General features: G+C 61.4%; 23 protein-coding genes. 10 read left to right on the top strand and 13 right to left on the bottom strand.

Going from position 1 to position 24,134, the window contains the following annotated elements; all coding sequences use genetic code 11:
* Positions 1-9 precede the first annotated feature (9 nt).
* Positions 10-948, bottom strand: a complete 939-nt coding sequence (locus KSS97_RS04095) for a DnaJ C-terminal domain-containing protein (protein ID WP_030140114.1) — start codon at positions 946-948, stop codon at positions 10-12.
* 296 nt (positions 949-1,244) lie between these two features.
* On the opposite strand from KSS97_RS04095, the gene KSS97_RS04090 reads away from it, so the two are divergent.
* Positions 1,245-2,510 carry an Hsp70 family protein gene (locus tag KSS97_RS04090; protein ID WP_217861135.1) on the top strand — a complete coding sequence of 422 codons (1,266 nt, stop codon included), beginning with the start codon at positions 1,245-1,247 and terminating at the stop codon, positions 2,508-2,510.
* A gap of 145 nt (positions 2,511-2,655) precedes the next feature.
* On the opposite strand, the gene KSS97_RS04085 is transcribed toward KSS97_RS04090, so the two are convergent.
* The 4 genes from KSS97_RS04085 to KSS97_RS04070 all read right to left on the bottom strand — a co-directional run bounded on the left by KSS97_RS04085 (position 2,656) and on the right by KSS97_RS04070 (position 6,048).
* Positions 2,656-3,669: an AI-2E family transporter gene (locus KSS97_RS04085; protein ID WP_030140118.1), complete on the bottom strand. Its 1,014-nt coding sequence runs from the start codon at positions 3,667-3,669 to the stop codon at positions 2,656-2,658.
* 218 nt (positions 3,670-3,887) lie between these two features.
* The gene (locus KSS97_RS04080; RefSeq protein WP_217861134.1) at positions 3,888-4,187 is read right to left on the bottom strand and encodes a PsiF family protein; all 300 of its coding nucleotides are present in this window, start codon (positions 4,185-4,187) and stop codon (positions 3,888-3,890) included.
* Positions 4,188-4,417: 230 nt separating this feature from the next.
* Positions 4,418-5,308 (bottom strand): esterase/lipase family protein, encoded by an 891-nt coding sequence (locus KSS97_RS04075; protein ID WP_217861133.1) that lies wholly within the window; start codon positions 5,306-5,308, stop codon positions 4,418-4,420.
* A gap of 101 nt (positions 5,309-5,409) precedes the next feature.
* On the bottom strand, positions 5,410-6,048 hold the full coding sequence (locus tag KSS97_RS04070) for an FMN-dependent NADH-azoreductase (RefSeq protein WP_217861132.1): 639 nt from the start codon (positions 6,046-6,048) through the stop codon (positions 5,410-5,412).
* A 129-nt stretch (positions 6,049-6,177) separates the two neighbouring features.
* Here KSS97_RS04070 and KSS97_RS04065 point away from each other — a divergent pair, with 129 nt between their 5' ends.
* Positions 6,178-7,119: a LysR substrate-binding domain-containing protein gene (locus KSS97_RS04065; protein ID WP_217861131.1), complete on the top strand. Its 942-nt coding sequence runs from the start codon at positions 6,178-6,180 to the stop codon at positions 7,117-7,119.
* Between the two features lie 56 nt (positions 7,120-7,175).
* Positions 7,176-7,706, top strand: coding sequence for a ferritin-like domain-containing protein (locus KSS97_RS04060; RefSeq protein WP_030140123.1), 531 nt, complete (start codon positions 7,176-7,178; stop codon positions 7,704-7,706).
* Positions 7,707-7,836: 130 nt separating this feature from the next.
* On the opposite strand, the gene KSS97_RS04055 is transcribed toward KSS97_RS04060, so the two are convergent.
* Positions 7,837-9,912 (bottom strand): AsmA family protein, encoded by a 2,076-nt coding sequence (locus tag KSS97_RS04055; protein ID WP_198797200.1) that lies wholly within the window; start codon positions 9,910-9,912, stop codon positions 7,837-7,839.
* A 390-nt stretch (positions 9,913-10,302) separates the two neighbouring features.
* Between KSS97_RS04055 and KSS97_RS04050 the strand changes: the two genes are divergently transcribed.
* The 7 genes from KSS97_RS04050 (at position 10,303) to KSS97_RS04020 (ending at position 15,609) form a co-directional block, all read left to right on the top strand.
* Positions 10,303-10,833, top strand: a complete 531-nt coding sequence (locus KSS97_RS04050; RefSeq protein WP_217861130.1) for a hypothetical protein — start codon at positions 10,303-10,305, stop codon at positions 10,831-10,833.
* A gap of 155 nt (positions 10,834-10,988) precedes the next feature.
* On the top strand, positions 10,989-11,621 hold the full coding sequence (locus tag KSS97_RS04045; protein WP_030140126.1) for a TetR family transcriptional regulator: 633 nt from the start codon (positions 10,989-10,991) through the stop codon (positions 11,619-11,621).
* 272 nt (positions 11,622-11,893) lie between these two features.
* Complete coding sequence (gene ureE, locus KSS97_RS04040; protein WP_030140127.1) at positions 11,894-12,394, top strand: urease accessory protein UreE; 501 nt, start codon at positions 11,894-11,896, stop codon at positions 12,392-12,394.
* Complete coding sequence (locus KSS97_RS04035) at positions 12,391-13,065, top strand: urease accessory protein UreF (protein ID WP_030140128.1); 675 nt, start codon at positions 12,391-12,393, stop codon at positions 13,063-13,065. Before ureE ends, KSS97_RS04035 begins: the two co-directional genes overlap by 4 nt.
* Positions 13,066-13,074: 9 nt before the next feature.
* On the top strand, positions 13,075-13,689 hold the full coding sequence (ureG, locus tag KSS97_RS04030; RefSeq protein ID WP_003197309.1) for an urease accessory protein UreG: 615 nt from the start codon (positions 13,075-13,077) through the stop codon (positions 13,687-13,689).
* Positions 13,690-13,721: 32 nt separating this feature from the next.
* The gene (locus KSS97_RS04025) at positions 13,722-14,294 is read left to right on the top strand and encodes a HupE/UreJ family protein (protein WP_198797203.1); all 573 of its coding nucleotides are present in this window, start codon (positions 13,722-13,724) and stop codon (positions 14,292-14,294) included.
* 181 nt (positions 14,295-14,475) lie between these two features.
* Positions 14,476-15,609, top strand: coding sequence for an AGE family epimerase/isomerase (locus KSS97_RS04020; protein ID WP_198797204.1), 1,134 nt, complete (start codon positions 14,476-14,478; stop codon positions 15,607-15,609).
* A 137-nt stretch (positions 15,610-15,746) separates the two neighbouring features.
* On the opposite strand, the gene KSS97_RS04015 is transcribed toward KSS97_RS04020, so the two are convergent.
* The 7 genes from KSS97_RS04015 to amaA all read right to left on the bottom strand — a co-directional run bounded on the left by KSS97_RS04015 (position 15,747) and on the right by amaA (position 24,096).
* On the bottom strand, positions 15,747-16,511 hold the full coding sequence (locus KSS97_RS04015; RefSeq protein WP_030140131.1) for an SDR family oxidoreductase: 765 nt from the start codon (positions 16,509-16,511) through the stop codon (positions 15,747-15,749).
* A gap of 851 nt (positions 16,512-17,362) precedes the next feature.
* A complete protein-coding gene (locus tag KSS97_RS04010; RefSeq protein WP_217861129.1) occupies positions 17,363-18,079 on the bottom strand; it encodes an ABC transporter ATP-binding protein in 717 nt (238 codons plus the stop codon).
* Positions 18,076-18,948 carry an ABC transporter ATP-binding protein gene (locus KSS97_RS04005; protein ID WP_030140133.1) on the bottom strand — a complete coding sequence of 291 codons (873 nt, stop codon included), beginning with the start codon at positions 18,946-18,948 and terminating at the stop codon, positions 18,076-18,078. Before KSS97_RS04005 ends, KSS97_RS04010 begins: the two co-directional genes overlap by 4 nt.
* Positions 18,945-20,225 carry a high-affinity branched-chain amino acid ABC transporter permease LivM gene (livM, locus tag KSS97_RS04000; RefSeq protein ID WP_030140134.1) on the bottom strand — a complete coding sequence of 427 codons (1,281 nt, stop codon included), beginning with the start codon at positions 20,223-20,225 and terminating at the stop codon, positions 18,945-18,947. Before livM ends, KSS97_RS04005 begins: the two co-directional genes overlap by 4 nt.
* 2 nt (positions 20,226-20,227) lie before the next feature.
* Positions 20,228-21,142: an ABC transporter permease subunit gene (locus KSS97_RS03995; protein WP_030140135.1), complete on the bottom strand. Its 915-nt coding sequence runs from the start codon at positions 21,140-21,142 to the stop codon at positions 20,228-20,230.
* Positions 21,143-21,305: 163 nt separating this feature from the next.
* Entirely contained in the window at positions 21,306-22,442 is a 1,137-nt protein-coding gene (locus KSS97_RS03990) for a branched-chain amino acid ABC transporter substrate-binding protein (RefSeq protein ID WP_030140136.1), read from the bottom strand.
* A gap of 370 nt (positions 22,443-22,812) precedes the next feature.
* Positions 22,813-24,096: an L-pipecolate oxidase gene (gene amaA / locus KSS97_RS03985; RefSeq protein ID WP_030140137.1), complete on the bottom strand. Its 1,284-nt coding sequence runs from the start codon at positions 24,094-24,096 to the stop codon at positions 22,813-22,815.
* Positions 24,097-24,134 lie beyond the last annotated feature (38 nt).

Here is a 24,134-nt window from a genome sequence, read left to right as displayed (position 1 = left end):
ATCCTCGGTTCAGAAGTTCTCCCGCGGGTCGAACGCGGCTTTCTTCGCCAGCTCGGCCCACAATGCCTTGACCGACTCATCGCTGGCCTTGGGCATCACGGCCTTGAGCTGAACAAACAAATAGCCGCGCTCACCGGCCTTGTTGCGCAAGCCGTGGCCCTTGGCGCGCATGCGCTGGCCGTTCTGGCTGCCGGCCGGGACCTTGAGGTTGATCTTGCCGGTGAGGGTCGGCACTGCCACTTCGGTGCCCAGGGCCAATTCCCACGGAGCCAGGGGCAAGGTGATGATCAGGTCCTGGCCTTCGACATCGAACTTGGGGTGCGGGGCGAAACGAATGGTCAGGTACAAGTCGCCATTGGCACCGCCGCCGATGCCCGGCGCGCCCTGGCCCTTGAGGCGGATACGCTCGCCGTCGGTCACCCCCAGCGGGATCTTCACGTTCAGGCTCTTGCTGGTATTGCTCACGTGCTGGCCCGCCGCGTTGTATTGCGGCACCTGGAAGCTGACCTTTTTCGATTCGTTCGACAGGGTTTCTTCCAGGAAGATCGGTAATTCCATTTCCACGTCTTGTCCCCGACGGCCGGCACTGCGACCCGATTGTCCGCCGCCGAAACCCGGCCCGCGATTACCAAAGATCGAACTGAAGAAGTCCGAGAAATCCCCGGTGTCCTGGCCACCAAAACCGCCACGGCTCTGCCAACCCGGTGGGCCCTGGAACGGCTGGCCGTGCTGGCCGTACCGGCGCAAGTCGTCGTATTCGGCGCGCTTGTCAGCGCTTTTCAGCGCTTCATAGGCTTCGGAGACGTCCTTGAATTTGGTCTCGGCGTCTTTCTCCTTGCTCACGTCCGGGTGGTATTTGCGCGCCAACTTTCGATAGGCGGCCTTGATCGTGGCATCGTCGGCCGTCGGCTCAACACCCAGGATCTTGTAATAGTCTTTGAAGTCCATCTTAAGCATCACCATCCGTTATCGATGTTGCACCGCCACGCACAGCATGCCCGAATGTCCGGACAAGGGGTTGACCGGCCTCAAGAGTGTGACCGGACGGTGCATCAGAAGTTTATCGGCAGCGGGTGGCGGTTCTTGTGTCCGCCCGATGGCTGCCAGGCTCATGCCAGCAAGTTTGGGGGTGTGACGTCGTCTTTCAAGGCCAGTGTTTGCGAATTAGCGGATAACCGGCCTTCGAATCCGCTTCGCACTGGCATACACTGCGCGGCCGTTTTTTCGACCGGAACCTGAAAGACATGAAAAACGTATCCCCGGCCCGTGCCTGCGGCATTGACTTCGGCACGTCCAACTCCACCGTCGGCTGGCTGCGCCCCGGCATGGAAACGTTGATCGCGCTGGAGGACGACAAGATCACCCTGCCCTCGGTGGTCTTTTTCAATCAGGAAGAGCGCCGTCCGGTGTACGGCCGCCTGGCCCTGCACGAATACCTGGAAGGCTACGAAGGCCGGCTGATGCGCTCGCTCAAGAGTCTGCTGGGCTCCAAGCTGATCAAGCACGACACCAGCGTCCTTGGCACGGCCATGCCGTTCAAGGACTTGCTGGGATTGTTCATCGGCCAGTTGAAGAAGCGTGCCGAAGCCGCCGCCGGTCGGGAATTCGAGGAAGTGGTGCTGGGCCGCCCGGTGTTTTTCGTCGATGACGACGAGCTGGCGGACCAAGAAGCGGAAAACACCTTGGTCGACGTGGCCCGCGCCATCGGTTTCAAGGAAGTCTCCTTCCAGTACGAACCCATCGCGGCGGCCTTCGATTATGAATCGACCATCGAGAAAGAAGAGCTGGTGCTGATCGTCGACATCGGCGGCGGTACCTCGGACTTTTCCCTGGTGCGCCTGTCGCCCGAACGGCGCATGCACGACAACCGCCACGCAGACATCCTGGCCACCGGCGGCGTGCACATCGGCGGGACCGACTTCGACAAGCAACTCAGCCTGCAAGGCCTGATGCCGCTGTTCGGCTACGGCAGCCGCATGAAAAGCGGCGCCTACATGCCCACCAGCCACCACATGAACCTGGCGACCTGGCACACCATCAACGCGGTGTATTCGCAGAAATCCACCCTCGCCCTGGGCAGCATGCGCTACGACATCGAAGACACCGGCGGCATCGACCGGCTGTTCAAGTTGATCGAACAGCGTGCCGGGCATTGGCTGGCGATGGAAGTGGAAGAAACCAAGATCCAGCTGACCCACGCCGACCAGCGCCACGTGGCCCTGGACCGGATCGAACCGGGCCTGAGCGTGGACCTGAGCCGAGCCTTGTTCGAGTCGGCCATCGACGGCTTGCTTGAGCGGGTACGCGGCAGCGTCACGCAGTTGCTCAACGATGCCAACGTGCGGGTTGATCAGGTCGATACGGTGTTCTTCACCGGCGGCTCCAGCGGCATCCCGGCGCTACGCAACAGCGTCTCGGCGATGCTGCCCCAGGCGCGGCATGTGGAAGGCAATATCTTCGGCAGTATCGGCAGCGGGTTGGCGATCGAGGCGATGAAGCGGTATGGGTGAGGGGCAGCTTTGAGCTTTGAGCTGCAAGCTTCAAGTAAGAGCGGTCAGGCGGTGTGGCTGGCTTCACTTGAAGCTTGCAGCTTAGCCAAGCGACACGGATTAGCTTTTACTTGCCGCTTGAAGCTCAAAGCTTGCAGCTGCTCCTCTACACCATCCCCACCTGCTTCAACTCACTCTTGAGATACGCATAGTAGATAGGCCCCGCCACCACCCCCGGCAGGCCGAACGCGGCTTCGAACACCAGCATTGCCATGAGCAATTCCCACGACTTGGCGCTGATCTGCCCGCCGACGATGCGGGCGTTGAGGAAGTATTCGAGCTTGTGGATCACGATCAGGTAACCCAGCGCCGCCACCGCCACCCAGATCGATAGCGACAGCGCGACGATGGTGATCAGCGTGTTGGACATCAGGTTGCCGATCACCGGCAACAGCCCCAGCAGGAACGTCATCACGATCAGCGTCTTGGTCAGCGGCAGGTGGATACCGAACAGCGGCAGCACCACCGCCAGGAAGATCCCGGTGAAGAACGTGTTGAGCATGGAAATCTTGATCTGGGCGAATACGATGTTGCGAAACGCCTTGACCAGCAGGTTCAAGCGATCGAACAGCGCGGCGGCCAGGGGTTTGCGCTTGGTCAGGTCGGGGATGCGCTGCAAGGCAATGATCGCTCCCAGCACCATGCCGATCAGCAGCGTCACGAACATGTGGGCCGCGTCCTTGCCCACCAACTGCAAGTCGCTCAGATGTTTGCTCACCCAATCACTGATCGCCACCCGGAACTCGGCCGCGCTGGCCGGCAGGTAGGCATCGATGAACGGCGGCAATTGGCCGCGGGCGCGGTCGACCACGCCCATGAATTTATCGAGGGATGCGCCTGGGTTCTCTGCTTCATGCAGCAGGAAGCTGATGGCTCCGGCGAAGATCAGCGACAGCACGCTCACCACCAGCGTGCCCAGCAAGGCCACCGCCAGCCAGCGGGCACGCCGGCCTTCGATCAGTCGTTGCAACTGCGGGGTGAGCATGTTGACCAGTTCGAACACCAGCAACCCGGCCAACAGGCTCGGCAACAGGCGCAGCGGCAACACCAGCAACAACCCACCAAAAATGATCACCCAACTGATCACCAACAACACATGACGCTGAGAAAACGTTGGCATACAGCCCCAGGACAAAAAACGGCGTGAAAGGATTGGCAGTCTGCCAGCGATCCACTGGCAGCACTAGGGATTGTATCGGCCGATCCTGGTCGGGGTTCAGATGTTTTTTTCGCGACAGCAACGGCCCCCATCGCAAGCCAGCTGGCTTCCACAATGGACCGGCAACGCCCTCCATTGTGGCAGCGAGCGGGCTCACGATAAGAGCCCGATGAATCCAATTATTTTTTCTTCAGGCACTCGCTCATGAACGTCTTGCGAGCGTCACCCTTCAGCGCCTGCTCGGTGGCGGTGGCGTTACAGGACTTCATGCGCTCCTGAGGCGTGCTGGGGGTAGCAGCGGCGGCCGGAGCGGCCTTCAGGCAGTTGCTCATGAATGCTTTGCGTTCATCGCCCTTGAGCGCCTTGGCGGTGGCGTCCGCGTTGCAGGTGGTCATCTTGGTTTGCTGGGCCGTGGCGGCGAAGCCTTGGGAACAGAGCAGCAAACCGATCATCAACAAAGGCACACGGAGCATCTTCATGGTGTTTCTCCTGGTTGCCGCACAAGGGTACGGCGATGGGGTGCAGTGTAGACAAAGCCTGTTACACCTTCATCCATCTCATTGTTCGGTGCCAGGTCCATCGCTTTCGCGAGCAGGCTCGCTCCCACAGTTTGAGCGCGTTTTTCCAGACAGAACGCGGTCATCTGTGGGAGCGGGCTTGCTCCGGGCGGCGATCCGACGAAGAACGATATCGCGGTCCTCCTGACGATCTACACCCCAGCAGCCTTCAACCGCTCGGCATGCTCGACAAACAACCGGATCGGCTCCGCCCCCCGGCCCACCAACCCCAGAGACTGATTGACGATGTCGAAATGGTCCAGTGGATAGTCATCACGAATCACCGTGCCCAGGTGCGAACTGTAGCGCCCGACCATGCCATCACACTGCCCCGCCTCGCGCACGAAGGTCCGGGCAAACAGCCGGCAACTTCGGTTCGTGCCGTCGAACAGGTTGCGGCCCCTGTCGGTCTTGCCCGGCTGCAACGTTCCGGACCAGGAGTAATAACGCACGCCATTGACCTCTTCCGGGCCGTGCCCACCCCAAGTGGAAGGCAAGCCCTGTGGATAACGTTCATTGAACAGCGCCACTCCGGCCGTCGTCAGCGAGGCATGGGAGGCATCGAGGTCAGTTGGCAGCCGTGGCCCGCGATAGCCGGTGTCCAGCAAGCACATCAGCACGTTGATCAGTCGCAGCAGGGCACTGAGCAACCGCCCCTTGGCGCTGTCGGCCGGGTAGTGGGTCTGCAGGTAATCGGCCAATTCGGAACCGTGGTTGGTGCCGGCCACCGACGTGACCGACGCCACCAGGTCCGGACGCTTGGCGGCGGCATAGCGAGCGGTCAGACTGCCTTGGCTGTGGCCGATCAGGTTGACCTTCTGCGCGCCGGTTTGCTTCAGCACTTCTTCAATCCGCGCCAACAACTGCTCACCGCGCACCTCGGAGGAATGCAGGGGTGAGACCTTCACCGGGATCACCACCGCCCCGTCCCGGCGCAACGCCTCCACGATGCCATACCAGTACGGATACAAGACCAGGCGAATGAAACCGAGCATGCCCGGGACCAGTACCAGCGGGTAGCGAGTGGCACAGCGTTGCGACATGGCGACATCCTTGCGATCAAGAGGGGTCAGCATCAGTACCGATGATGACCAGTCTATGACAGCAATGTCACTTCAGCCCGATCACAGCAGGACCCAGGCCATCAGAACGTCCGGGCCAGCGCCAGCAAGCGCTGCTCGGCCTCCGCGCAGGACCGCGCGAAGCTGTGCTCGGTCGACTCTTCGCCTTCGGCCGCCACCACCGTCACGTCATTGATGCCGATAAAGCCCAGGACGGTTCGCAGCCACGTGTCAGCATGGTTCATGGCTTCCAGCGGACCGCCGGGACCGAAGCCAAAATCGCCACGGCTGGTCACGATCAGCGCCTTCTTGCCCAGCACCAGCGGCTCGTACTGCGAAACACCATTATCCAGGCTGTGATTGAACGTCAGGCCGATGCGCACGATCTGGTCGATCCAGGCCTTCACACCGCTGGGCACGCCAAAGTTGTGCATGGGCGCCGAGATCACCAACCGGTCGTGGGCCTTCAGCTCCGCCACCAGGCTGTCGCTCAACGCCAGGTCGGCCTGCATGGTCAGCGGCCGCGCCTGAGGCTCTGGATAAAACGCCGCGGCGATAAAGGCTTCATTCACCGCAGGCATGACGGTGCGGCCGACTTCACGGCGGGTCGGCAAGGACTGAGGATTGGCGGCCTGCCAGGCCGTTATGAACGCTTCCGTCAAGCGCCGGGAATGGGAACGCTCGCCGCGCGGGCTGCCGTGTACGACAAGAATGCTGCTCATCTGTAACTCCTTGATAGCGACTACAATCGGAACTGCTTGTGGCTTGCAGCTTGAGACGTTGTAGCGCTCAGGCTCAAATGAGCGTTAATTGATCCGGATGAGTTGTATTCATCCATTGGAGATTTTCCGATGTTCGCCACCCTGCCCCTCAATGCCTTGCGAGCCTTCGAGTCCGCAGCCCGGCTGCTCAGCTTCAAGGCCGCGGCCGAAGAGCTTTCAGTCACGCCAACGGCGATTTCCCACCAGATTCGCTCGCTGGAAACCTGGCTGGGGATGCCATTGTTCGAACGCCTGCCGCGCCGGGTGCGTCTCACCGATGCCGGGCAGCGTTTATTCCAGAGCTTGCACGGGGCATTGCTGGACGTTGCACAAAGCGTCGACAGCCTGCGCCCGCAACGCAGCACGACCCACCTGACCATCTCCACCACCGCGGCGTTTGCCGCCCTGTGGCTGGTGCCGCGCCTGGGCCGGTTCTATGCGCGCCACCCGAACATCAACGTGCGGCTGGACACCCATTGCGACGTCATCGACCTGCACCAGGACGCCAGCGTCGATCTGGTGGTGCGTTACAGCCTGGACACCTACTCGAACCTGTACGGGCTGTGCCTGTTCGATGAAAGCTTCGGCGTGTATGGCTCGCCGGAACAAGTGGCGCTGGCTACCCGGCAACCGCCGACGTTGATCAGCGTGCGTTGGCACAATTCCAAGTTGTACGCCCATGGCTGGGAGACGTGGTGCGCCCAGGCCGGCGAAACCTGGCTGATCCGCGAGCCGTGTATTCGTGAATACGATGAAGAACACTACGCCCTGCAAGCGGCGATTGCCGGGCAAGGGCTGGTGCTGGCGAGCAATATCCTGGTTTCACAGAGCGTCGCCAGTGGCCTGCTGGTGGGCTATCGCCCGCAGATCCAGATCGACGGTGCCGGCTACAGCGCGCTGTGCGTCCCTGGCCGTGAACGGCATCCGCCGGTTCGGGCATTTTTTCAATGGGTGGAGGAAGAAGCCCGCTTATCCGGGCACACACTGAAAAATCCGGTAAAACTTTTCCAGGATCGCGTCACTCAGAACTAGAGCGACCACGCCAGCAGAGCGTGGCGCCCTACCGGATCAGCCTCCAGGAGAACGAGATGAGCGACATGCACTTATCCGACGTCACCACCCTGCGCGAACGTGCCCGCCAGAACGTCCAGAACGGCGCCGTCACCGAAGGCTACAACGCCGATCGCCAGGAAATCATCCGCCTGCTGAACGAAGCACTGGCCACCGAATTGGTTTGCACGCTGCGCTACAAGCGTCACTACTTCATGGCCACCGGCCTGAAGGCCAGCGTCGCGGCGAGCGAGTTTCTCGAACACGCCAACCAAGAATCCGAGCACGCCGACCGGCTCGCCGAACGCATCGTGCAACTGGGCGGCGAACCGGAGTTCAACCCCGACCTGCTGACCCGGCATTCCCATGCCCAGTACGTGGCCGGTAATACGCTCAAGGAAATGGTGTTCGAAGACTTGGTGGCCGAACGGATCGCGATCGACAGCTATCGAGAAATCGTGCAGTACATCGGCGAAAAAGATCCGACCACGCGGCGCATCTTCGAAGACATCCTGGCCCAGGAAGAAGAGCACGCCGATGACATGGCCGACATCCTGGCCGATCTGTAAGGGTCTTAAGGGGCCCCATCGCGAGCAAGCTCGCTCCCACATTTTGACCGCATTCCTTCAGACAGAATGCGGTCCCCTGTGGGAGCGAGCTTGCTCGCGATGAGGCCAGTCGCCTCACCGCGACATTGAGCTACCGGGTAGGTTTGACCGTCACCGGCGCCTTGCCCGCCTTCATCTGCTCAAGCAACGGCGCGCACTGGTTCGGCTCCCCACCGCTGGGCGCCACCAGGGCCAACAGGCCTGCCGCCGGCGCGGCGATGACGCCCAGGGCAACCATCCCGGCACCGCGCAGCATCAGCGGTACGGCCTTTACCCCGGCGGCGGGCTTGGCAAAGGTGCCCCGCACGTACAGCGGCGAGCGCAGGGAAATCAGCCGCCAGCCCTTGGATTCTGGGGTGACGGTCAAGTCCAACCGCTCGGTCGCCATGTTCGCCGTGCCGTCGATATAGATAATCGCGTTCTCGGTGTCGAACACGAACAGGCGCGTGGTTGCCAGGCCGGTCTTGATATCGAAGTCAGCCGCCGCGCAGTTGATCTTTACCTCCTTGTCGCCAAAGATTTTCCCCACCACGTAGTTGCCGACGTTGAGGCCCGCCAGCTCCATCAGCTCGCGGCTGATCGCGCCGTCGTTGATCAACATCTTCAAGCTGCCGTTGGAGGTGCCCAGCAACGCCGCCACCGAATTGCCGCGCCCGGAAATATCCGCGTCACCGTTGAGCTCACCGAAACTGGTCTTCATCGGTTCGAAGCCCGGGAACAGCTGCTTGAGCTTGAAGCCACGCGCGGTCAATTTCGCCTGGCCTTCGAGAGGCTGGGTGTGGCCATTGAGGCGGATCTGCGCGTCCAGCCGGCCGCCGGCCACACCAAAGCGCAAGGGCTCGAGGCTCAACTGGCCATCGTTGAGCACCAGGTGCGTGTAGAGATCGGTAAACGGCAACTGCTCGCTGTGGACGATACGCTTGCCGGTAAATTCAACGTCGGCGTCCATCACGCTCCAGCGCTCGGTGCGAAATTCTTCCACCGGCAAGACCTTGTCGGACGGCTGTTTGCTGGCGCCGCCGCGGGCTTTTTGTTCGGCGTTGGAATCCGCGCCGATCAGCGGCGCCAAATCACTGAACAACAATTGGTCGGACACCAGCGCACCGCTGAGTTTTGGCCGGGGCTGGCTGGCGACGTAAGCCAGGTTGCCATGGATGTCACTGTCGCCGATCTTGCCGTTGAACCCCTCATAGCGAAACTGGGCGCCGTCTGGCTCATGGAGCTTGGCGATCAACCGACCGTCCGTGGAATAAGGCGGCGAATCCGGCAGGGTCACGCCCGTCAGCGGATAAAGATTAGCCAGGCTGTTGCCGGCCAGCTTCAAACGCAAGTCCAAGGCGCCGAGATTCTTCGGGTCGGTCAAGGTACCGGCCAGTTCGACGCGGGTGTCGCCGATCTTCGCCTGGGCCTGCAATGGGAACGGCTGCGACGCATCTTGCAGCGCCAGCAAACCGCCGACCTTGCCGGACCCGCCGAGATTCTGCCCGTGGTATTGCCCGTTGACCTTGAAGGCGAAGGCATAGTCCTGTGGCGTCGCCCCTTGTTCCCGAGCTTTGCTGGCGGCTTTCTCGCCCACGATATCGCTGAACGGAATGGGCTTGCCCAACGGATCGATCACCAGCTCGAGACGGGTCTTGAGTGTCTGATCGTCGAGGGTGACGTGGCCCTTGTCGAAGCCGATGGCGCCGATATCCACCACCCAGCTGGACGGTTCGGCGTCCGGGTCCTTTGGATCGAACTGGAATGTCCAATTGGCGCGCCCATCGGCCAGGCGCTGCAGGCTGGCGTCGGGCCCTGTCAGGTCGATACGCGGGATGGCCACGCGCCGGGCCAGCAACGCCAGGGGCGAAATACGCAACTCCACGCGCTTGAGCGTGGCCATCTGCGCAGCTTTCGACCACTCCGGGTTGCCCAGGCTCAAATCCTCCGCCACCACATGGGGCCATGGCACAAAGGCTCGCCAGCCACCCTCCTGCGGTTCGCGCTGCCAAACCACGGCCAGGTTGCCATTGATCGCGAACGGACGATGCAGCTCCTCGGAAACCTTGGCGTTGAGCGTGGGCTTGAGGCGATTCCAATCGAAGAACGCGATGACCAGCACCAGCACGGCCAACAGGGCGACGAGGCAGGCAAAGCCCCAGGCGAAGATTTTTGAGGTGCGCGTCATGCACAAGGCTCCTGAGGCAAATGGGCGTCCGAACCGCGACGCCGGGGATAGCACGAACCTGTGGCCGGCTCGTTGCGGATGATTGTTGGACAGGCAAAACGGCCGACAGGTTTACCATCAAGGGCGACGAACGGCACTAATAAATGCGCAAGAACCTGACCGATTCGACAGCTACCTGTTACCGCCCCCGCACATTTGCAGGGCACAAGTGAGTACAAACTACCCACTCCGGGGCGAAAACGCTCCTCTGAAAGCCCCGTCCTAGAGCCTTTCCCCAGAACAATCAATTCCGTTGATTATTACCATTGTGTTTATGAACTTTTATATCGACTTATCGAGAGTAGCATTGCCCTCGTACCCACTTTTTAGCCCTCCCAAGGAGCAACGATCATGAAACGCCAATTACTGATGAGCCTGTCCCTTTCACTGCTGGCTTCGACCGCTTTTGCCCTGCCAGCTTCCGAACAAGCCACGCCACAGGTCAAGGACAGCCAGTCTGTCTACAGCCAAACCGTAGCCGAAGGTGGCCGTGACCGCCTGGAGCAAAAAGGCTTGGTCGAAGACGGCTCCGACCGCACCCCACAAGGCCAGACCTTTGCTGCAGATGGCTCCGACCGCACTCCGGGTCAAACCCTGGCCGCTGACGGTTCCGATCGCACTCCGGGTCAAACCCTGGCCGCTGACGGTTCCGATCGCACTCCCGGTCAAACCCTGGCCGCTGACGGTTCCGATCGCACTCCTGGTCAAACCCTGGCCGCTGACGGTTCCGATCGCACTCCTGGTCAAACCCTGGCCGAAGGCGGTTCCGATCGCACTCCCGGTCAAACCCTGGCCGCTGACGGTTCCGATCGCACTCCTGGTCAAACCCTGGCCGAAGGCGGTGGTGACCGTGTAATCGAACGTAACAGCACAGTGAGCTGAGCCCATGGTGGCCCAGAAAAAAGCCCGATTTCTCGAATCGGGCTTTTGACTTTTAAAGCGCCTCGTTTCCCGCCCGGCCCCGCCCTACCGTTCGACGACGCCAAAGCCTATTTGCTAGAGTGCATCGGTCCCATGACTCGGAAGTCAGTCCTGCAATGCTGCCTCGCGCCGAACAGAAACAACAAACCCGAAACGCCCTGATGGATGCAGCCCGTCATTTGATGGAGTGCGGCAGGGGCTTCGGCAGCCTGAGCCTGCGCGAAGTCGCCAAGACCGCGGGCATCGTGCCCACCGGCTTCTACCGGCATTTCGACGACATGGACCAACTGGGCCTGGCGCTCGTCTGTGAAGTCGGCCAGACGTTCCGCGAAACCATCCGACTGGTACGCCACAATGAATTTGTCATGGGCGGCATCATTGATGCCTCCGTGCGGATTTTCCTCGACGTGGTCCACGCCAACCGCTCGCAGTTCCTGTTCCTGGCCCGCGAGCAATATGGCGGTTCACTGCCAGTGCGCCAAGCCATCGCGAGACTGCGCGAGGACATCAGTTCGGACCTGGCCGCCGACCTGGCGCTGATGCCGAAACTGCAGCACCTGGACCTTGCCGGCCTGAACGTGATGGCCGATCTCATCGTGAAAAGCGTTTTCGCCACCCTGCCGGACATCATCGACCCGCCCGCCGAAGCACTTCCCGAACACCTCACGCCCCAGGCGAAGATTACCCAGCAACTGCGGTTCATCTTCATAGGCTTGAAGCACTGGCGCGGATTGGGTAGCACTGAGTAACCCGGATGCGGCCAATGTGGGAGCGAGCTTGCTCGCGATTGCGGTTTGTCAGCAGCATTGAAGGTGACTGATACGGCGCAATCGCGAGCAAGCTCGCTCCCACAAGTTTCTTTGTGAGCGCCGCAAAATGGTGCTCAACATCACGAAGCGCACCATGATGACTCACCAGCCAAGCCATCTTGGAAACGCCACGCCAGCCATTTCCTACATCCCCTTCTATTGGCAAGCCCCTTGCTCTAAACACAGCATTGTTCATGGCTGGAAGCACTCCAATGCTGGTGATTCACCGCAGAATCGACATTCAACCGGGCTGGGACGCCGAGTTGCACCTGACCTTCGATGCCCGCAGTAAAAGCCGCCTGCGCTGTTTCAGTGCCGAGGGAGAAGACGTCGGGCTGTTTCTCGAGCGAGGCCAACCGCCGCTGCATGACGGCGAGTACCTGCAAGCCGAGGATGGGCGCATCGTGCGGGTCTGCGCTCGCCCCGAGCAGTTGCTGCATGTCACCTGCGCCAACGCATTCGAACTGACCCGGGCGGCCTACCACTTGGGCAATCGCCATGTCGCCCTGCAAGTGGGCGATGGCTGGCTGCGCCTGTTGGATGATTACGTGCTCAAGGCGATGCTCGAACAACTGGGCGCCACCGTTGAATCCATCGAGGCCCCGTTCCAGCCGGAACACGGCGCCTATGGCGGCGGCCATCATCATTCCCGGCACGGCGACGAGGACTTCAACTACGCGCCGCGCCTGCATCAATTTGGCGTGCGCACATGAACCCGGCCTGGGCGCTGCTGCGCCTGGCCAGCCCACAATTGCCAATTGGCGGCTACAGCTATTCCCAAGGGCTGGAAATGGCGGTGGATAACGGCCTGATCAAGACGCCCGACGACGCACGCCGCTGGATAAGTGACCAGATGCTGCTGAACCTCGCGCGGTTTGAAGCGCCCTTGCTCCTGGCCCATTGCACCGCAGCCGCGGCGAACAATTGGGACGCGCTGCTAGGACTTTGTGAACAGCACCGTGCCAGCCGGGAAACCCGCGAGCTGTACCAGGAAAGCCGGCAGATGGGCTACTCGTTGCAGCAATTGCTTGCGGGCCTGCCGGAACTCGACAGTGCGGCACGCGATTTTCTCGAGCAGCGCAGCGAACCACACCTGGCCCTGGGCTGGGCACTGGCGGCCCGCGCCTGGAATATCACGCCAGAAGACGCCCTTGCCGCCTGGCTGTGGAGCTGGCTGGAAAACCAACTGGCGGTGCTGATGAAAACCCTGCCCCTGGGCCAGCAAGCCGCCCAGCGCCTGACCAGCGAACTGCTGCCGCTGCTGCAACAAGCCCAGCACATCGCCTCGACTATCGACCCCGACCATTACGGCAGCGCCGCGTTTGGCCTGTCCCTGGCGTGCATGGCCCATGAGCGCCAGTACAGCCGCCTGTTCCGTTCCTAGGAGACACACATGAATACACAACCCTTGCGCGTAGGTATCGGCGGCCCAGTGGGCTCCGGCAAGACCGCGTTGACCCTGGCCCTGTGCCTGGCCCTGCGGGAACGCTACAACCTGGCGGTGGTGACCAACGACATCTATACCCGTGAAGACGCCGACTTCCTGGTGCGCAACGAAGCCTTGGCGCCGGAGCGGATCATCGGCGTGGAAACCGGCGGCTGCCCGCACACGGCGATTCGCGAAGACGCTTCGATCAACCTGGAAGCGGTGGACCAGTTGAACCGGCGCTTCCCCGGCCTGGACCTGATCCTGGTGGAATCCGGTGGCGACAACCTGTCGGCAACCTTCAGCCCCGAGCTGTCCGACCTGACGATCTATGTGATCGACGTCTCGGCCGGCGACAAGCTGCCACGCAAGGGCGGGCCAGGCATCTGCAAGTCCGACCTGCTGGTGATCAACAAGATCGACCTGGCACCGCTGGTGGGGGCGTCCCTGGAGATGATGGACAGCGACACCCGGCGGATGCGCAACGGCAAGCCGTTCGTGTTCAGCAACCAGAAGACCGGCCAGGGCCTGGACGACATCATTGCCTTCATCGAACGCCAGGGCCTGCTGACCGCAGCCTGATTTTTTCCAACGGATAACAAGGAAGCTCATTCATGACATTCAAACGCCTCTTCGGCGCGCTCGCGCTACTGCTCACCCCGGCCCTGGCCTTCGCCCACCCCGGTCATGGCGACAATGGCCTGATTGCCGGCCTCGGCCACCCTATCGGCGGGCTCGACCATTTGCTGGCGATGCTCGCGGTCGGCTTGTGGGCTGCACAACAACAAGGCGCCGCGCGCTGGGCGCTGCCGTGCACCTTCGTCGGCACGATGCTGCTTGGCGGCCTGCTGGGCTTCGAGGGCCTGGACCTGCCAGCGCTGGAAAGCGGCATCGCCGGCTCCGTTCTCGCCTTGGGTCTGGCGGTGGCGCTGGTGGTGCGCCCACCGTTGAGCCTGGCGGTCGGCGCGACGGCGCTGTTTGCGCTGTTCCACGGCGTGGCCCATGGCTTGGAATTGCCGGACATGTCGAGTCCTTGGGCCTACGCCATCGGGTTTGTCGCAGCGACAGCGGCGCTGCATGGCGCCGGCTTTGCGTTGGTGCGGCTGCTGCCACGCGCGGCGGCGCCCTTGGTGCGGTTGGCCGGGGCGGCTTCGGCGGCGACTGGGGTCTGGTTGCTGGCGGGTTGATTCTCTAGCGCCCAGCCGGCCCTCATCGCGAGCAAGCTCGCTCCCACACATTGATCGGTGTGCGCCCCACCCTGTGGGAGCGAGCTTGCTCGCGATGACGGACTTACAGGCGTCAGCTCTCTGGAGTCGGTCACTCTGCTACCATGTCGCGCATTCGCCCCCGCTGTGACGACGTCCGCCAATGCCCGATGCTTCCCGCTCCGCCTCTTTGCCTGAACTGACCACCTTGTTCACCACGGTGCGCCAGCATTTTCACGACGTGATCGTGCCAATGTGGCAAGGCCCGGGCTGGAATGCCGAACTGGCGTTGCCCTATGAATCCCTCGATGCGGAACGCGCGCCGCTACCGCCCCAGCGCTACCGCGCCATGGCCTGTGCGCGGCAGTTGTATGTGTTCGCCAGCCTGATTGGCGAAGTGCCACGGGCCGAGGAACGGGCAAGCGCACTGTTCCGCTCGCTGCAGCGACATTTCCACGATGCCGAGCATGGCGGCTGGTTCTACAGCATCGACCCGCAAGGTGCGCCGCTGGACACCGGCAAAGACCTCTACACCCACGCATTCATCCTGTTCGCCTGCGCCCACTACTGGGGCAAGGTTCGCGAGCCGTTGGTGGAATCGACGTTGAACGCCGCGCTGGAAGTGATCACCCGACGTTTCGCCACTGGCGACGGCCTGTACGAAGCCAGCCTTGGACGAGACTGGTCGACCTGCCAATCCGGCCCCCTGCAGAATCCGCTGATGCACTTGGCTGAAGGCTTCCTTGCGGTCCTTTCGGTGCGCGACGACGCCCATGTCCGCCAAGCCTTGCTGAACCTGTGTGACGCCATGTCCAGGCAGTTCGTGGACCCCGGGCAGAAGGTCATGATGGAAAAACCGCTCAAGGCTGTGGATAACTGGTTCGAGCCGGGCCACCAGTTCGAATGGTATTTCCTGCTGGCGTCATCGCCCTTGTTGCGCGGCGGCAAACTGCACGCGGCGCTGGAGTTCAGCTTCAGCCTTACTGAAGAACAAGGTGTCGATCCGGATTGCGGCGCCGTCTGTGCGATGCTGGGCCTGGCGCCGCAGACAACCCCACGCGACGCCACTCAACGCATCTGGGCCCAGGCGGAATACCTGCGGGCATTGACGTTGCGTTCGGGGAGCGACAGCGCCTTGCTGCGACAGCTGCAAGCGTTGCAGCAGCATTTCCTGCATCCCCGTGGCTGGAATGAATGCCTCGACGCCGATGGCAATGTCAGTCGCCGGGACATGCCTTCGACCACCCCCTATCATCTTCTGACCTGCTATCGCGGCCTGGCCGACTACCTGGCGTAACACGTTCCGTGGCGAGGGAGCTTGCTCCCGCTGGGCCGCGTGGCGGCCCCAAAAAGCTTACGACTGCTTCGCAGCCGAGCGGGAGCAAGCTCCCTCGCCACAACAGCTCATGATTTCCAGCTCAGGTACGTCAGCGGTCAGGCCTTGTTGCGCTCAATGGCGAACCCGGCCCAGGTCTGGCTCACCGGCATCAGCTCCAGGCTGTTGATGTTGATGTGCGCCGGCGTGTTGAGTACCCAGAAAATCGTATCGGCGATGTCCTGTGGCTGGATCGGCTCCGCGCCCGCGTAAGTCGCGTTGTAGCGCTCCTGGTCGCCGCCAAAGCGCACCAGGGAAAACTCACTCTCGCACAGGCCCGGCTCGATGTTGCTCACCCGCACGCCCGTGCCCTGCAAATCGCAGCGCAGGTTGAGAGAGAACTGCTTGACGAACGCCTTGCTCGCGCCGTACACGTGGCTGCCCGGATACGGGTAGTTGCCGGCAATGGAGCCCAGATTGACGATCCCGGCCCCACGGCCATGGGCGATCAGGCGCGGCAGCAGCAGGCGCGTGCTGTAGATCAGGCCTTTGACGTTGGTATCGACCATGGTGTCCCAATCGTCGAGGTCGCACTTGGGCGCCGGGTCGACGCCCAAGGCCAGGCCCGCATTGTTGATCAGCCCGCGCAGTTTGGCGAAGGATGGCGGCAGGTTGGCGATGGCCTCTTCCATGGCCTTGCGATCCCGCACATCCAATACCAGGCCATGGACTTCGGTCTGCTTCGACAGCTCGGCACAGAGGGCATCGAGGCGCTCTTCACGACGGCCGGTCAGCACCAGCTTCCAACCCGCCTCGGCAAAACGACGGGCACAGGCCTCACCAAAACCGGACGTCGCGCCAGTGATAAACAGGGTGTCAGACATCGTGTTCTCCTTGCTTGGGCTTCAAACAGCCATTGAATGGAAATCGGCCCACAGCATGCCCGGCCTGGCCCGCCAGGGGCAAGGCTTGATCAATCGCTTTAGCGCCTTGCTGTTCAAAAAACGATCAACCAGGGCCAGGCCTTGCCCAGCAAGGGCCGCAGCGGATTGCCCGCACGTTATCCACAGGCACGTCCACAGTAATCGGGGGCAACTGCAAATGCTGGAAGCCGCTGTGCATAAGGCTTTGCGGCGGTTTTGGAAAGTTTTTTCGCTTGACCTGGCAAGTAAGGTTGTGCGGCACGAGTTATCTGCTATAAGCCTGCGCTCAATGCTAGATGGCTCCAAGCCAGTAAAGACGGCACTCAGCGAGGTCTTTCCAGAGTTTAATCACAGACTTATCCACAGCCCTGCCCACAGACTTTCAATCCCATTTCCCTGCTCATAAAACTGTTGACAACAGCTACTCTCGCTTGACCAAAAACACCTGATCAAAAAACGATCACAGCCTTGAAAGCCACGTATTCAAAGGCCTCCAGCCAGCTACTCCCACGTTATTCACAGCCAGCTCCACAGCAAACGGGGACAAGTCAAAACCGTGACAAAACAACTATTTGCGGCGACTTTATGTCGCGGTTTCGCAGGGGGCTGGGATTGTTGTCCACAATTCTAAGAACTGTATAAATTCCCTGTGGGAGCGAGCTTGCTCGCGATGGCGGTAGGTCAGCCGACATTGACGTTGACTGAACCGCCGCTATCGCGAGCAAGCTCGCTCCCACAGAGGGTTGGTGGTGTTTGGGAGGGATAAAAAAACCGGCGATTCACTCGCCGGTTTTTTTATTGCTTCAACCGTCCTAATGCCCGCCCAGATACGCGTTACGCACCTCTTCGTTGGCCAGCAGTTCCTTGCCGGTGCCGGTCAGGCGGATTTCGCCGTTGACCATCACATAGGCCCGATCCGACAACTTGAGCGCATGGTTGGCGTTCTGCTCCACCAGGAAGATAGTCATCCCGGTGGACGCCAGTTCACGCAGGGTGGCGAAGATCTGCTTCACCACGATCGGCGCCAACCCCAGGCTCGGCTCGTCGAGCAGCAACAACTTGGGCCGGCTCATCAACGCCCGGGCAATGGCGAGCATCTGTTGCTCGCCGCCGGACATGGTCATAGCCCGCTGGTTGCGCCGTTCCTTGAGCCGTGGAAACAGTTCAAACATGCGCTGCATGTCTTCGCTGGCGTATTTGTCACCGATGGGAATGGTGCCCATCAGCAGGTTTTCCTCGACGGTCATGTCCGGGAATACCCGCCGCCCTTCCGGTGATTGCGCGATGCCGTTGGAGGCGATGTAGTGCGACGACTTGTGGGTAATGTCCACGCCCTGGTAGATGATCTGCCCGCTCGCCGCCCGCGGCTGGCCGAAGATCGACATCAACAGCGTGGACTTGCCGGCCCCGTTGGAGCCGATCAGGCTCACGGTTTCGCCTTCGCCGATGTGCATCGAGACTTTCTTCAGGGCCTGGATCGGCCCGTAGAACACGTCCAGCTCCTTGAGTTCGAGGATAGGTCCACTCATACCAGTTCCTCTTCATCGGCACCCAGGTAAGCCGCGATCACCTTCGGATCGTTGCGAATCGCCTCGGGACCGCCCTCGGCGATCACGTTGCCGTGGTCCAGCACCACGATGTGGTCGGAAATGCTCATTACCATGCCCATGTCGTGTTCGATCAGCACCACGGTCAGATCATGCTCGTCGCGCAGCAGCCGGATCATCGCGCTCAGCGCTTCGGTTTCCTGAGGGTTGAGGCCAGCCGCTGGTTCGTCGAGGCAGATGATCTGCGGACGGGTGCACATCGCCCGGGCGATTTCCAGACGGCGTTGCTGACCGTAGGAAAGCTCCCCGGCCAAGCGGTTGGCGCAATCCACCAGGTCCACCACCTCCAACCAATAGAAGGCATGGTCGAGGGCATCGCTTTCCGCCTTGCGGTAGCCCTTGGTATTGAGGATGCCCGCCACCAGGCTGCGGTTGACCCACATGTGCTGGGCCACCAGCAAGTTCTCCAGCACCGACATTTCCTTGAACAGGCGAATGTTCTGGAAGGTGCGCGCCAAACCGGCGCGATTCACCAGGTGGGTGCCACCGAACATTTTGTAGTACAGCCGGCTGGCAAAGGACCTCGGCGAGACGAAGTCGGTCGGGCGAAACGCTTCGCCCAGCAGCTTGATCACGTTGGTCTGTTCGCCACGCACGTTGAGCTCGATCTTGCCGCCCGAGGCCTTGTAGAAACCGGTCAGGCAGTTGAACACCGTGGTCTTGCCCGCGCCGTTGGGGCCGATCAGGGCGAAGATCGAGTTGCGCTTGACCTGCAGGCTGACATCGCTGAGGGCCTTGATGCCACCGAACTGCATCATCAGGTTTTCAACTTTGAGTACGACTTCGCTCATGGCGCTACCCCCTTGCGCGGCGTCACACCGGTACGGCTGATACGGATCAAGCCGCGTGGGCGCCAGATCATCATCAACACCATCAACACGCCGAACAACAGCACCCGGTATTCAGAGAAGCTGCGCAAAAGCTCCGGTGCCACGGTGAGCACAAACGCGGCAATCACCACGCCGACCGTCGAGCCCATGCCGCCCAGCACCACGATCGCCAAGATCAACGCCGACTCGAAGAAGGTGAACGAAGACGGGTTGACGAAGCCCTGGTAACTGGCGAAGAACACCCCGGCCAGGCCAGCCGTGGACGCGCCGATGGTAAAGGCCGAGAGCTTGACCAGCACATGGTTCAGGCCCATGGAGCGGCAGGCGATCTCATCTTCGCGCAAGGCTTCCCAGGCGCGACCGACCGGCATGCGAGTAAGGCGATGCTTGATATAGAGCACCAGCAGCACGGTGATGAACAGCACAATGTAGATGAACAGGAATTTGATGTTGGGGTTGTAGTCGAGGCCGAAGAACTCATGGAACGGCACCCCGCCGTCCTTCGCGCGCCTGCCGAATTCCAGGCCCATGAATGTTGGCGAAGGCACCGGCATGCCATTCGGCCCGCCGGTGAACGACAGCCAGTTGTTCAGCACCAGCCGGATGATCTCGCCGAAGCCCAGGGTCACGATGGCCAGGTAGTCACCGTGCATTCGCAACACCGGGAAGCCCAATATGCACCCGGCCATCGCCGCTGCGATGGCCGCCAATGGCAATACGGTCCAGAAACCCAGGCCCAGGTATTGGTAGCCCAGCGCAAGACCATAGGCACCGATGGCATAGAACGCCACATAACCCAGGTCGAGCAGCCCGGCCAGGCCGACCACGATGTTCAAGCCCAGGCCGAGCAGCACGTAGATCAGTCCGAGGATGACCACCGTGAGCACGTACTTGTTGGCGAAGAACGGAAACACGATGGCAATCACGATGAGCGCCGGGATGATCCAGCGCAGCCGCGACTTGTAGTCCGGTGGCAGCACATGCACGCCGGATCCGGTGCTCTCGAACCCCTGGAGAATCTTCAGTCCCTTGGGGGTCTGCAGGAACAGGCTCAGGGCAAAGCGCCCGACCATCACGATCGCCACCAGCCAGCCCACGCGGGCCGGTTGCAGGTTGAAACTGTAGCCGTCGAGCACGACGCCGACGATCGGCCCGAACACGATCAGCGAGATCAAGCCGGCCAGGATCGCGTCGATGACACTCTTTTTGATATCAAGCGGTTTATTGGCAGCAGACATACTTACACCTTCGCCACGAGTGGGCGACCCAACAGGCCTTGGGGACGGAAAATCAGAATCAGCACCAGCAGCGAGAAACTGAACACGTCTTTGTAGTCGGAGTTGATCAGACCGGCGAACAGCGACTCGGAGATCCCGAGGATGATCCCGCCGAGCATCGCCCCAGGCAGGGAGCCGATGCCGCCGAGTACCGCCGCGGTGAACGCCTTGATGCCAATGATGAAACCGGCATAGAAGTCGAACGTGCCGTAGTTCATGGTGATCAGCACACCGGCGAGGGCCGCCATGGCTGCACCGATGATGAACACGTAGGAAATCACCCGGTCGGTGTTGATCCCCAGGATCGAGGCCATCTTGCGGTCTTGCTGGGTGGCGCGGCACATGCGGCCGAGCTTGGTGTACTTGATGATGTAGGTCAGCAGCGCCATGCCGGCGAATGCGGCGACCAGGATGAAGATCTTGGTGTAGGTGAGCTGTACGAAACCGCTGCCGATGTCGACGCGCATGGCGCCTTCAAGCAGCGTTGGTACACCCTGCTGGCGGGCGCCCTGGCTGATCTGTGCGTAGTTCTGCAGGATCAGCGAGATGCCGATGGCGCTGATCAGCGGTGCCAGGCGGGTTGAGTTGCGCAGGGGTTTGTAGGCGACGCGTTCGATGACCCAGCCGTATACCCCGGTGACCACGACCGTGAACACGAGGGTGCCGAGGATCATTAGCGGAAAGGATTCAATACCGAAGTAAGCCAGCAGAGCCAGACTGATTGCCGCGAGGTAAGCGGAAATCATGTAAACCTCGCCGTGGGCGAAGTTGATCATGCCGATGATGCCGTAGACCATTGTGTAGCCGATGGCGATCAGACCATAGACCGACCCGAGGGTCAGGCCATTGATCAGTTGCTGCAGGAAAATACCATCCATAACGCAATCTCACGCAGTGAGAACCTGCACACCCAAGGGCGCGCGGTTCTTCTAAGGAAAATACAGATTTACGTCGGAGCAATGTCAGGCGCGACCGGCACGCGCCCCTGGGAAACCGGGAAATGCCCGGCCTCCAGAGGGGCTTGGACGGTCGCTTCAGCCCTTACTTCTGTTTTTCCAACTGGTGGTATTTGCCTTCCTTGTCCCACTGGTAGACCACGTAGTCGGAGACTTTCAGGTCGCCCTTGGCATCCCAGGTTTTTTCGCCCATGACGGTTTTCACCGGGTTGGCTTTCAGCCACTTGGCAGCGTCTTCGCCCTTGTTGGACTTGGCGCCGTTGAAGCCGGCGGCCAGGGCCTGGACCGACGCGTAGGCGTACAGGGTGTAGCCTTCAGGCTCGACGCCCTGGGCACGGAACGCGTCCACCACAGCCTTGCTGTCCGGCAGCAGGCGTGGGTCGGCGCCGAAGGTCATGTACACGCCATCGACGTATTGCGCGCCGCCAGCGGTGGTGACCAGTTCGTCGGTGACGATGCCGTCATCGGACATGAACTTCACGTCCTTGAGGCCTTGCTCGCGCAACTGGCGAACCAGCGGGCCGGCTTCCGGATGCAGGCCGCCGAAGTAGACCACGTCGGCACCAGCCGAACGGATCTTGGTGACCACTGCGCTGAAGTCTTTCTCGCCACGAGTCAGGCCTTCGTACAGCACCGGGGTCACGCCACGCTTGGCCAACTGCGCCTTGGTGGCATCCGCCAGGCCTTGGCCGTAGGTGTCCTTGTCGTGCAGCACGACGACTTTCTTGCCCTTGAGCACGTCGACGATGTAGTCGCCAGCCACGATGCCTTGCTGGTCGTCACGACCGCACATGCGGAACATCGCGCTCAGGCCACGCTCGGTCACGGCCGGGTTGGTCGAACCGGGGGTCATGGCAATGATGCCGGCTTCGTCATAGACCTCGGAGGCCGGGATGGTGTTGGACGAGCAGAAATGCCCAACCACACCGATTACCTTGTCCTGGTCAACCAGGCGGTTGGCCACGGCCACGGCCTGCTTGGGTTCGCAGGCGTCGTCACCGGCAACCAGTACAATCTTCTCACCGTTGATGCCGCCCGCTTTGTTGATGACATCGGCCGCTGCCTGCGCACCTTTCATGTACTGCTCGCCAAACGCAGCGTTGGCACCGGTCATCGGCCCCGCCACACCCAATTTCACATCAGCTTGAGCAAACGCAGAAACACCCAGCGCAGTTGCCACTGCGAGGGCCAGGAAACCTTTCTTGTAAAACGTCTGGGACATGAGGTGGTGCTCCAAGGTTTTTTTTAGTTGGCACTGCGACTTCACTTCACTGAAAAGCTCAGAGCAAGGGCCGTGCCATCGGTTTTTTATTCTGAAAAAAGTCGCTGCTTTATTGTTATTTCGACTGTTTCGGGCCCTTTTTCACAGGGCGTGCAACCGTCTAAACCGCACGAGGTGCAACCTTATTTACAAGTAGGTGAAACCCTCCATGAGCCATCATTGCAACCGCTGCGCGAAACGGCGTGCAACCACTGTGTAACAACCGGCGTCACCGAACTGCACACTGTCGGTGCAGGGCTGCTACAACCCGCACCATAACAGGCTAGACGCTGGGCGGGAAAACGCCGCAGACCGTAACACTTTTCAACAATCAGATGACGATCCGCAAGCACTGGCCCGCGTGATACAGCGAAAAGCCGGCCTCATAGAGGCAACTGCGCAAGCCAACCCCGACCAAAGGCTGCATGGGCGCGAAGGGAATCGGCAAGGCCTTGGCGTCGCCATGGCACAGGTAATCGGCAAAGGCCTTGCCGACCACGGTGCCGGTGGTCACCCCCCGGCCGTTGTAGCCAGTAACGGCCACTAGGCCGGGCGCCGGCTCGAACAGGCGCATCAGGTGATCGGGGGTAAAGGCAATGCAACCGGTCCAGGTGCATTCCCACTCCACCGACTTGAGATAAGGAAAATAGTGCTGCTGCACCCGATCGGCCCAAGCCTTGAGGAACCAGGTGGGCTTGCGATTGCCGTTGCCCAGGCTGCCCAGCAGCAAACGACCGTCCTTGTCCCGGCGAATGCTGCTCAACACCTGGCGGGTGTCCCAGGAGCCCTGCCCGCCCGGCAGGATGCGGCGGGCGGCCTCGTCGTCCAGCGGCACCGAGGCAACCTGGTAGTAATAGCCGGGGAAGAAGTTACGCCGCAGTTCGGTCCAGTCGCCCTCGGTGTAGGCGTTGGAGGCGACCACGACTTGCTCGGCCAGCACCGAACCCTCGGCGGTCTGCACCGACCAGCGTTGGCCTTGGCGTTCCAGCCGCGTGACAGGCGAGTGATCGAACATCTGGGCGCCATGATCCTTGGCAGCCTTGGCCAATCCACTGGCATAGGCCATCGGATTGAGCGTGCCGGCCCGTCGGTCAAGCAGCGCGGCGGCGATCTTGTCGGTGCCGGTGGCATCGGCACAGGCTTGACCCGTGAGCAATTCAACCGGGGCGCCACGGCGTTTCCACTGTTCCTCGCGGCTGCGCAGGTCCGCCTCGCCCCGGGCGTTATGGGCCATGTGCAAGGTGCCTTCGCGGCGCAGTTGGCAATCGATGTCGTACTTGTCGACGAGGCTGAAAACCAACGCCGGCGCGGCGCCCAGCATACGGTTGAGTTGGCTGCCCACCGCCTCGCCGAACCCGGCTTCAATGTCGTCCGGCGGGATCCACATCCCGGCGTTCACCAGCCCGACGTTGCGCCCCGACCCACCGTGCCCGGCCCGATGCGCCTCCACCACCGCGACACGCTTGCCCTGCTCCAGCAAATGCACCGCCGCCGACAGCCCGGTGAAGCCGGCGCCGATGATGCAGACATCCACCGTGACCTCGCCGGTGAGCGCAGCGTTTTCAGGCCTTTGTGGCGTCAGTTTTTCCCACAGACATTCTTCGCGTAACGGCATTGCCAGACTCCGAAATGAAACCCAACCACTGCACATAT

It is taken from the genome of Pseudomonas alvandae (assembly GCF_019141525.1).
Classification (GTDB): domain Bacteria; phylum Pseudomonadota; class Gammaproteobacteria; order Pseudomonadales; family Pseudomonadaceae; genus Aquipseudomonas; species Aquipseudomonas alvandae.
The sequence above is the reverse complement of the archived record's forward strand: the minus strand, read 5'-3'. Positions and strand labels throughout refer to the sequence as shown.

Excerpts from the sequence above, each read along its gene's own strand:
- KSS97_RS04095 (WP_030140114.1), bottom strand. The coding sequence starts at position 948 with ATGGACTTCAAAGACTATTACAAGATCCTGGGTGTTGAGCCGACGGCC.
- KSS97_RS04090 (WP_217861135.1), top strand. The coding sequence starts at position 1,245 with ATGAAAAACGTATCCCCGGCCCGTGCCTGCGGCATTGACTTCGGCACG.
- KSS97_RS04085 (WP_030140118.1), bottom strand. The coding sequence starts at position 3,669 with ATGCCAACGTTTTCTCAGCGTCATGTGTTGTTGGTGATCAGTTGGGTG.
- KSS97_RS04080 (WP_217861134.1), bottom strand. The coding sequence starts at position 4,187 with ATGAAGATGCTCCGTGTGCCTTTGTTGATGATCGGTTTGCTGCTCTGT.
- KSS97_RS04075 (WP_217861133.1), bottom strand. The coding sequence starts at position 5,308 with ATGTCGCAACGCTGTGCCACTCGCTACCCGCTGGTACTGGTCCCGGGC.
- KSS97_RS04070 (WP_217861132.1), bottom strand. The coding sequence starts at position 6,048 with ATGAGCAGCATTCTTGTCGTACACGGCAGCCCGCGCGGCGAGCGTTCC.
- KSS97_RS04065 (WP_217861131.1), top strand. The coding sequence starts at position 6,178 with ATGTTCGCCACCCTGCCCCTCAATGCCTTGCGAGCCTTCGAGTCCGCA.
- KSS97_RS04060 (WP_030140123.1), top strand. The coding sequence starts at position 7,176 with ATGAGCGACATGCACTTATCCGACGTCACCACCCTGCGCGAACGTGCC.
- KSS97_RS04055 (WP_198797200.1), bottom strand. The coding sequence starts at position 9,912 with ATGACGCGCACCTCAAAAATCTTCGCCTGGGGCTTTGCCTGCCTCGTC.
- KSS97_RS04050 (WP_217861130.1), top strand. The coding sequence starts at position 10,303 with ATGAAACGCCAATTACTGATGAGCCTGTCCCTTTCACTGCTGGCTTCG.
- KSS97_RS04045 (WP_030140126.1), top strand. The coding sequence starts at position 10,989 with ATGCTGCCTCGCGCCGAACAGAAACAACAAACCCGAAACGCCCTGATG.
- ureE (WP_030140127.1), top strand. The coding sequence starts at position 11,894 with ATGCTGGTGATTCACCGCAGAATCGACATTCAACCGGGCTGGGACGCC.
- KSS97_RS04035 (WP_030140128.1), top strand. The coding sequence starts at position 12,391 with ATGAACCCGGCCTGGGCGCTGCTGCGCCTGGCCAGCCCACAATTGCCA.
- ureG (WP_003197309.1), top strand. The coding sequence starts at position 13,075 with ATGAATACACAACCCTTGCGCGTAGGTATCGGCGGCCCAGTGGGCTCC.
- KSS97_RS04025 (WP_198797203.1), top strand. The coding sequence starts at position 13,722 with ATGACATTCAAACGCCTCTTCGGCGCGCTCGCGCTACTGCTCACCCCG.
- KSS97_RS04020 (WP_198797204.1), top strand. The coding sequence starts at position 14,476 with ATGCCCGATGCTTCCCGCTCCGCCTCTTTGCCTGAACTGACCACCTTG.
- KSS97_RS04015 (WP_030140131.1), bottom strand. The coding sequence starts at position 16,511 with ATGTCTGACACCCTGTTTATCACTGGCGCGACGTCCGGTTTTGGTGAG.
- KSS97_RS04010 (WP_217861129.1), bottom strand. The coding sequence starts at position 18,079 with ATGAGTGGACCTATCCTCGAACTCAAGGAGCTGGACGTGTTCTACGGG.
- KSS97_RS04005 (WP_030140133.1), bottom strand. The coding sequence starts at position 18,948 with ATGAGCGAAGTCGTACTCAAAGTTGAAAACCTGATGATGCAGTTCGGT.
- livM (WP_030140134.1), bottom strand. The coding sequence starts at position 20,225 with ATGTCTGCTGCCAATAAACCGCTTGATATCAAAAAGAGTGTCATCGAC.
- KSS97_RS03995 (WP_030140135.1), bottom strand. The coding sequence starts at position 21,142 with ATGGATGGTATTTTCCTGCAGCAACTGATCAATGGCCTGACCCTCGGG.
- KSS97_RS03990 (WP_030140136.1), bottom strand. The coding sequence starts at position 22,442 with ATGTCCCAGACGTTTTACAAGAAAGGTTTCCTGGCCCTCGCAGTGGCA.
- amaA (WP_030140137.1), bottom strand. The coding sequence starts at position 24,096 with ATGCCGTTACGCGAAGAATGTCTGTGGGAAAAACTGACGCCACAAAGG.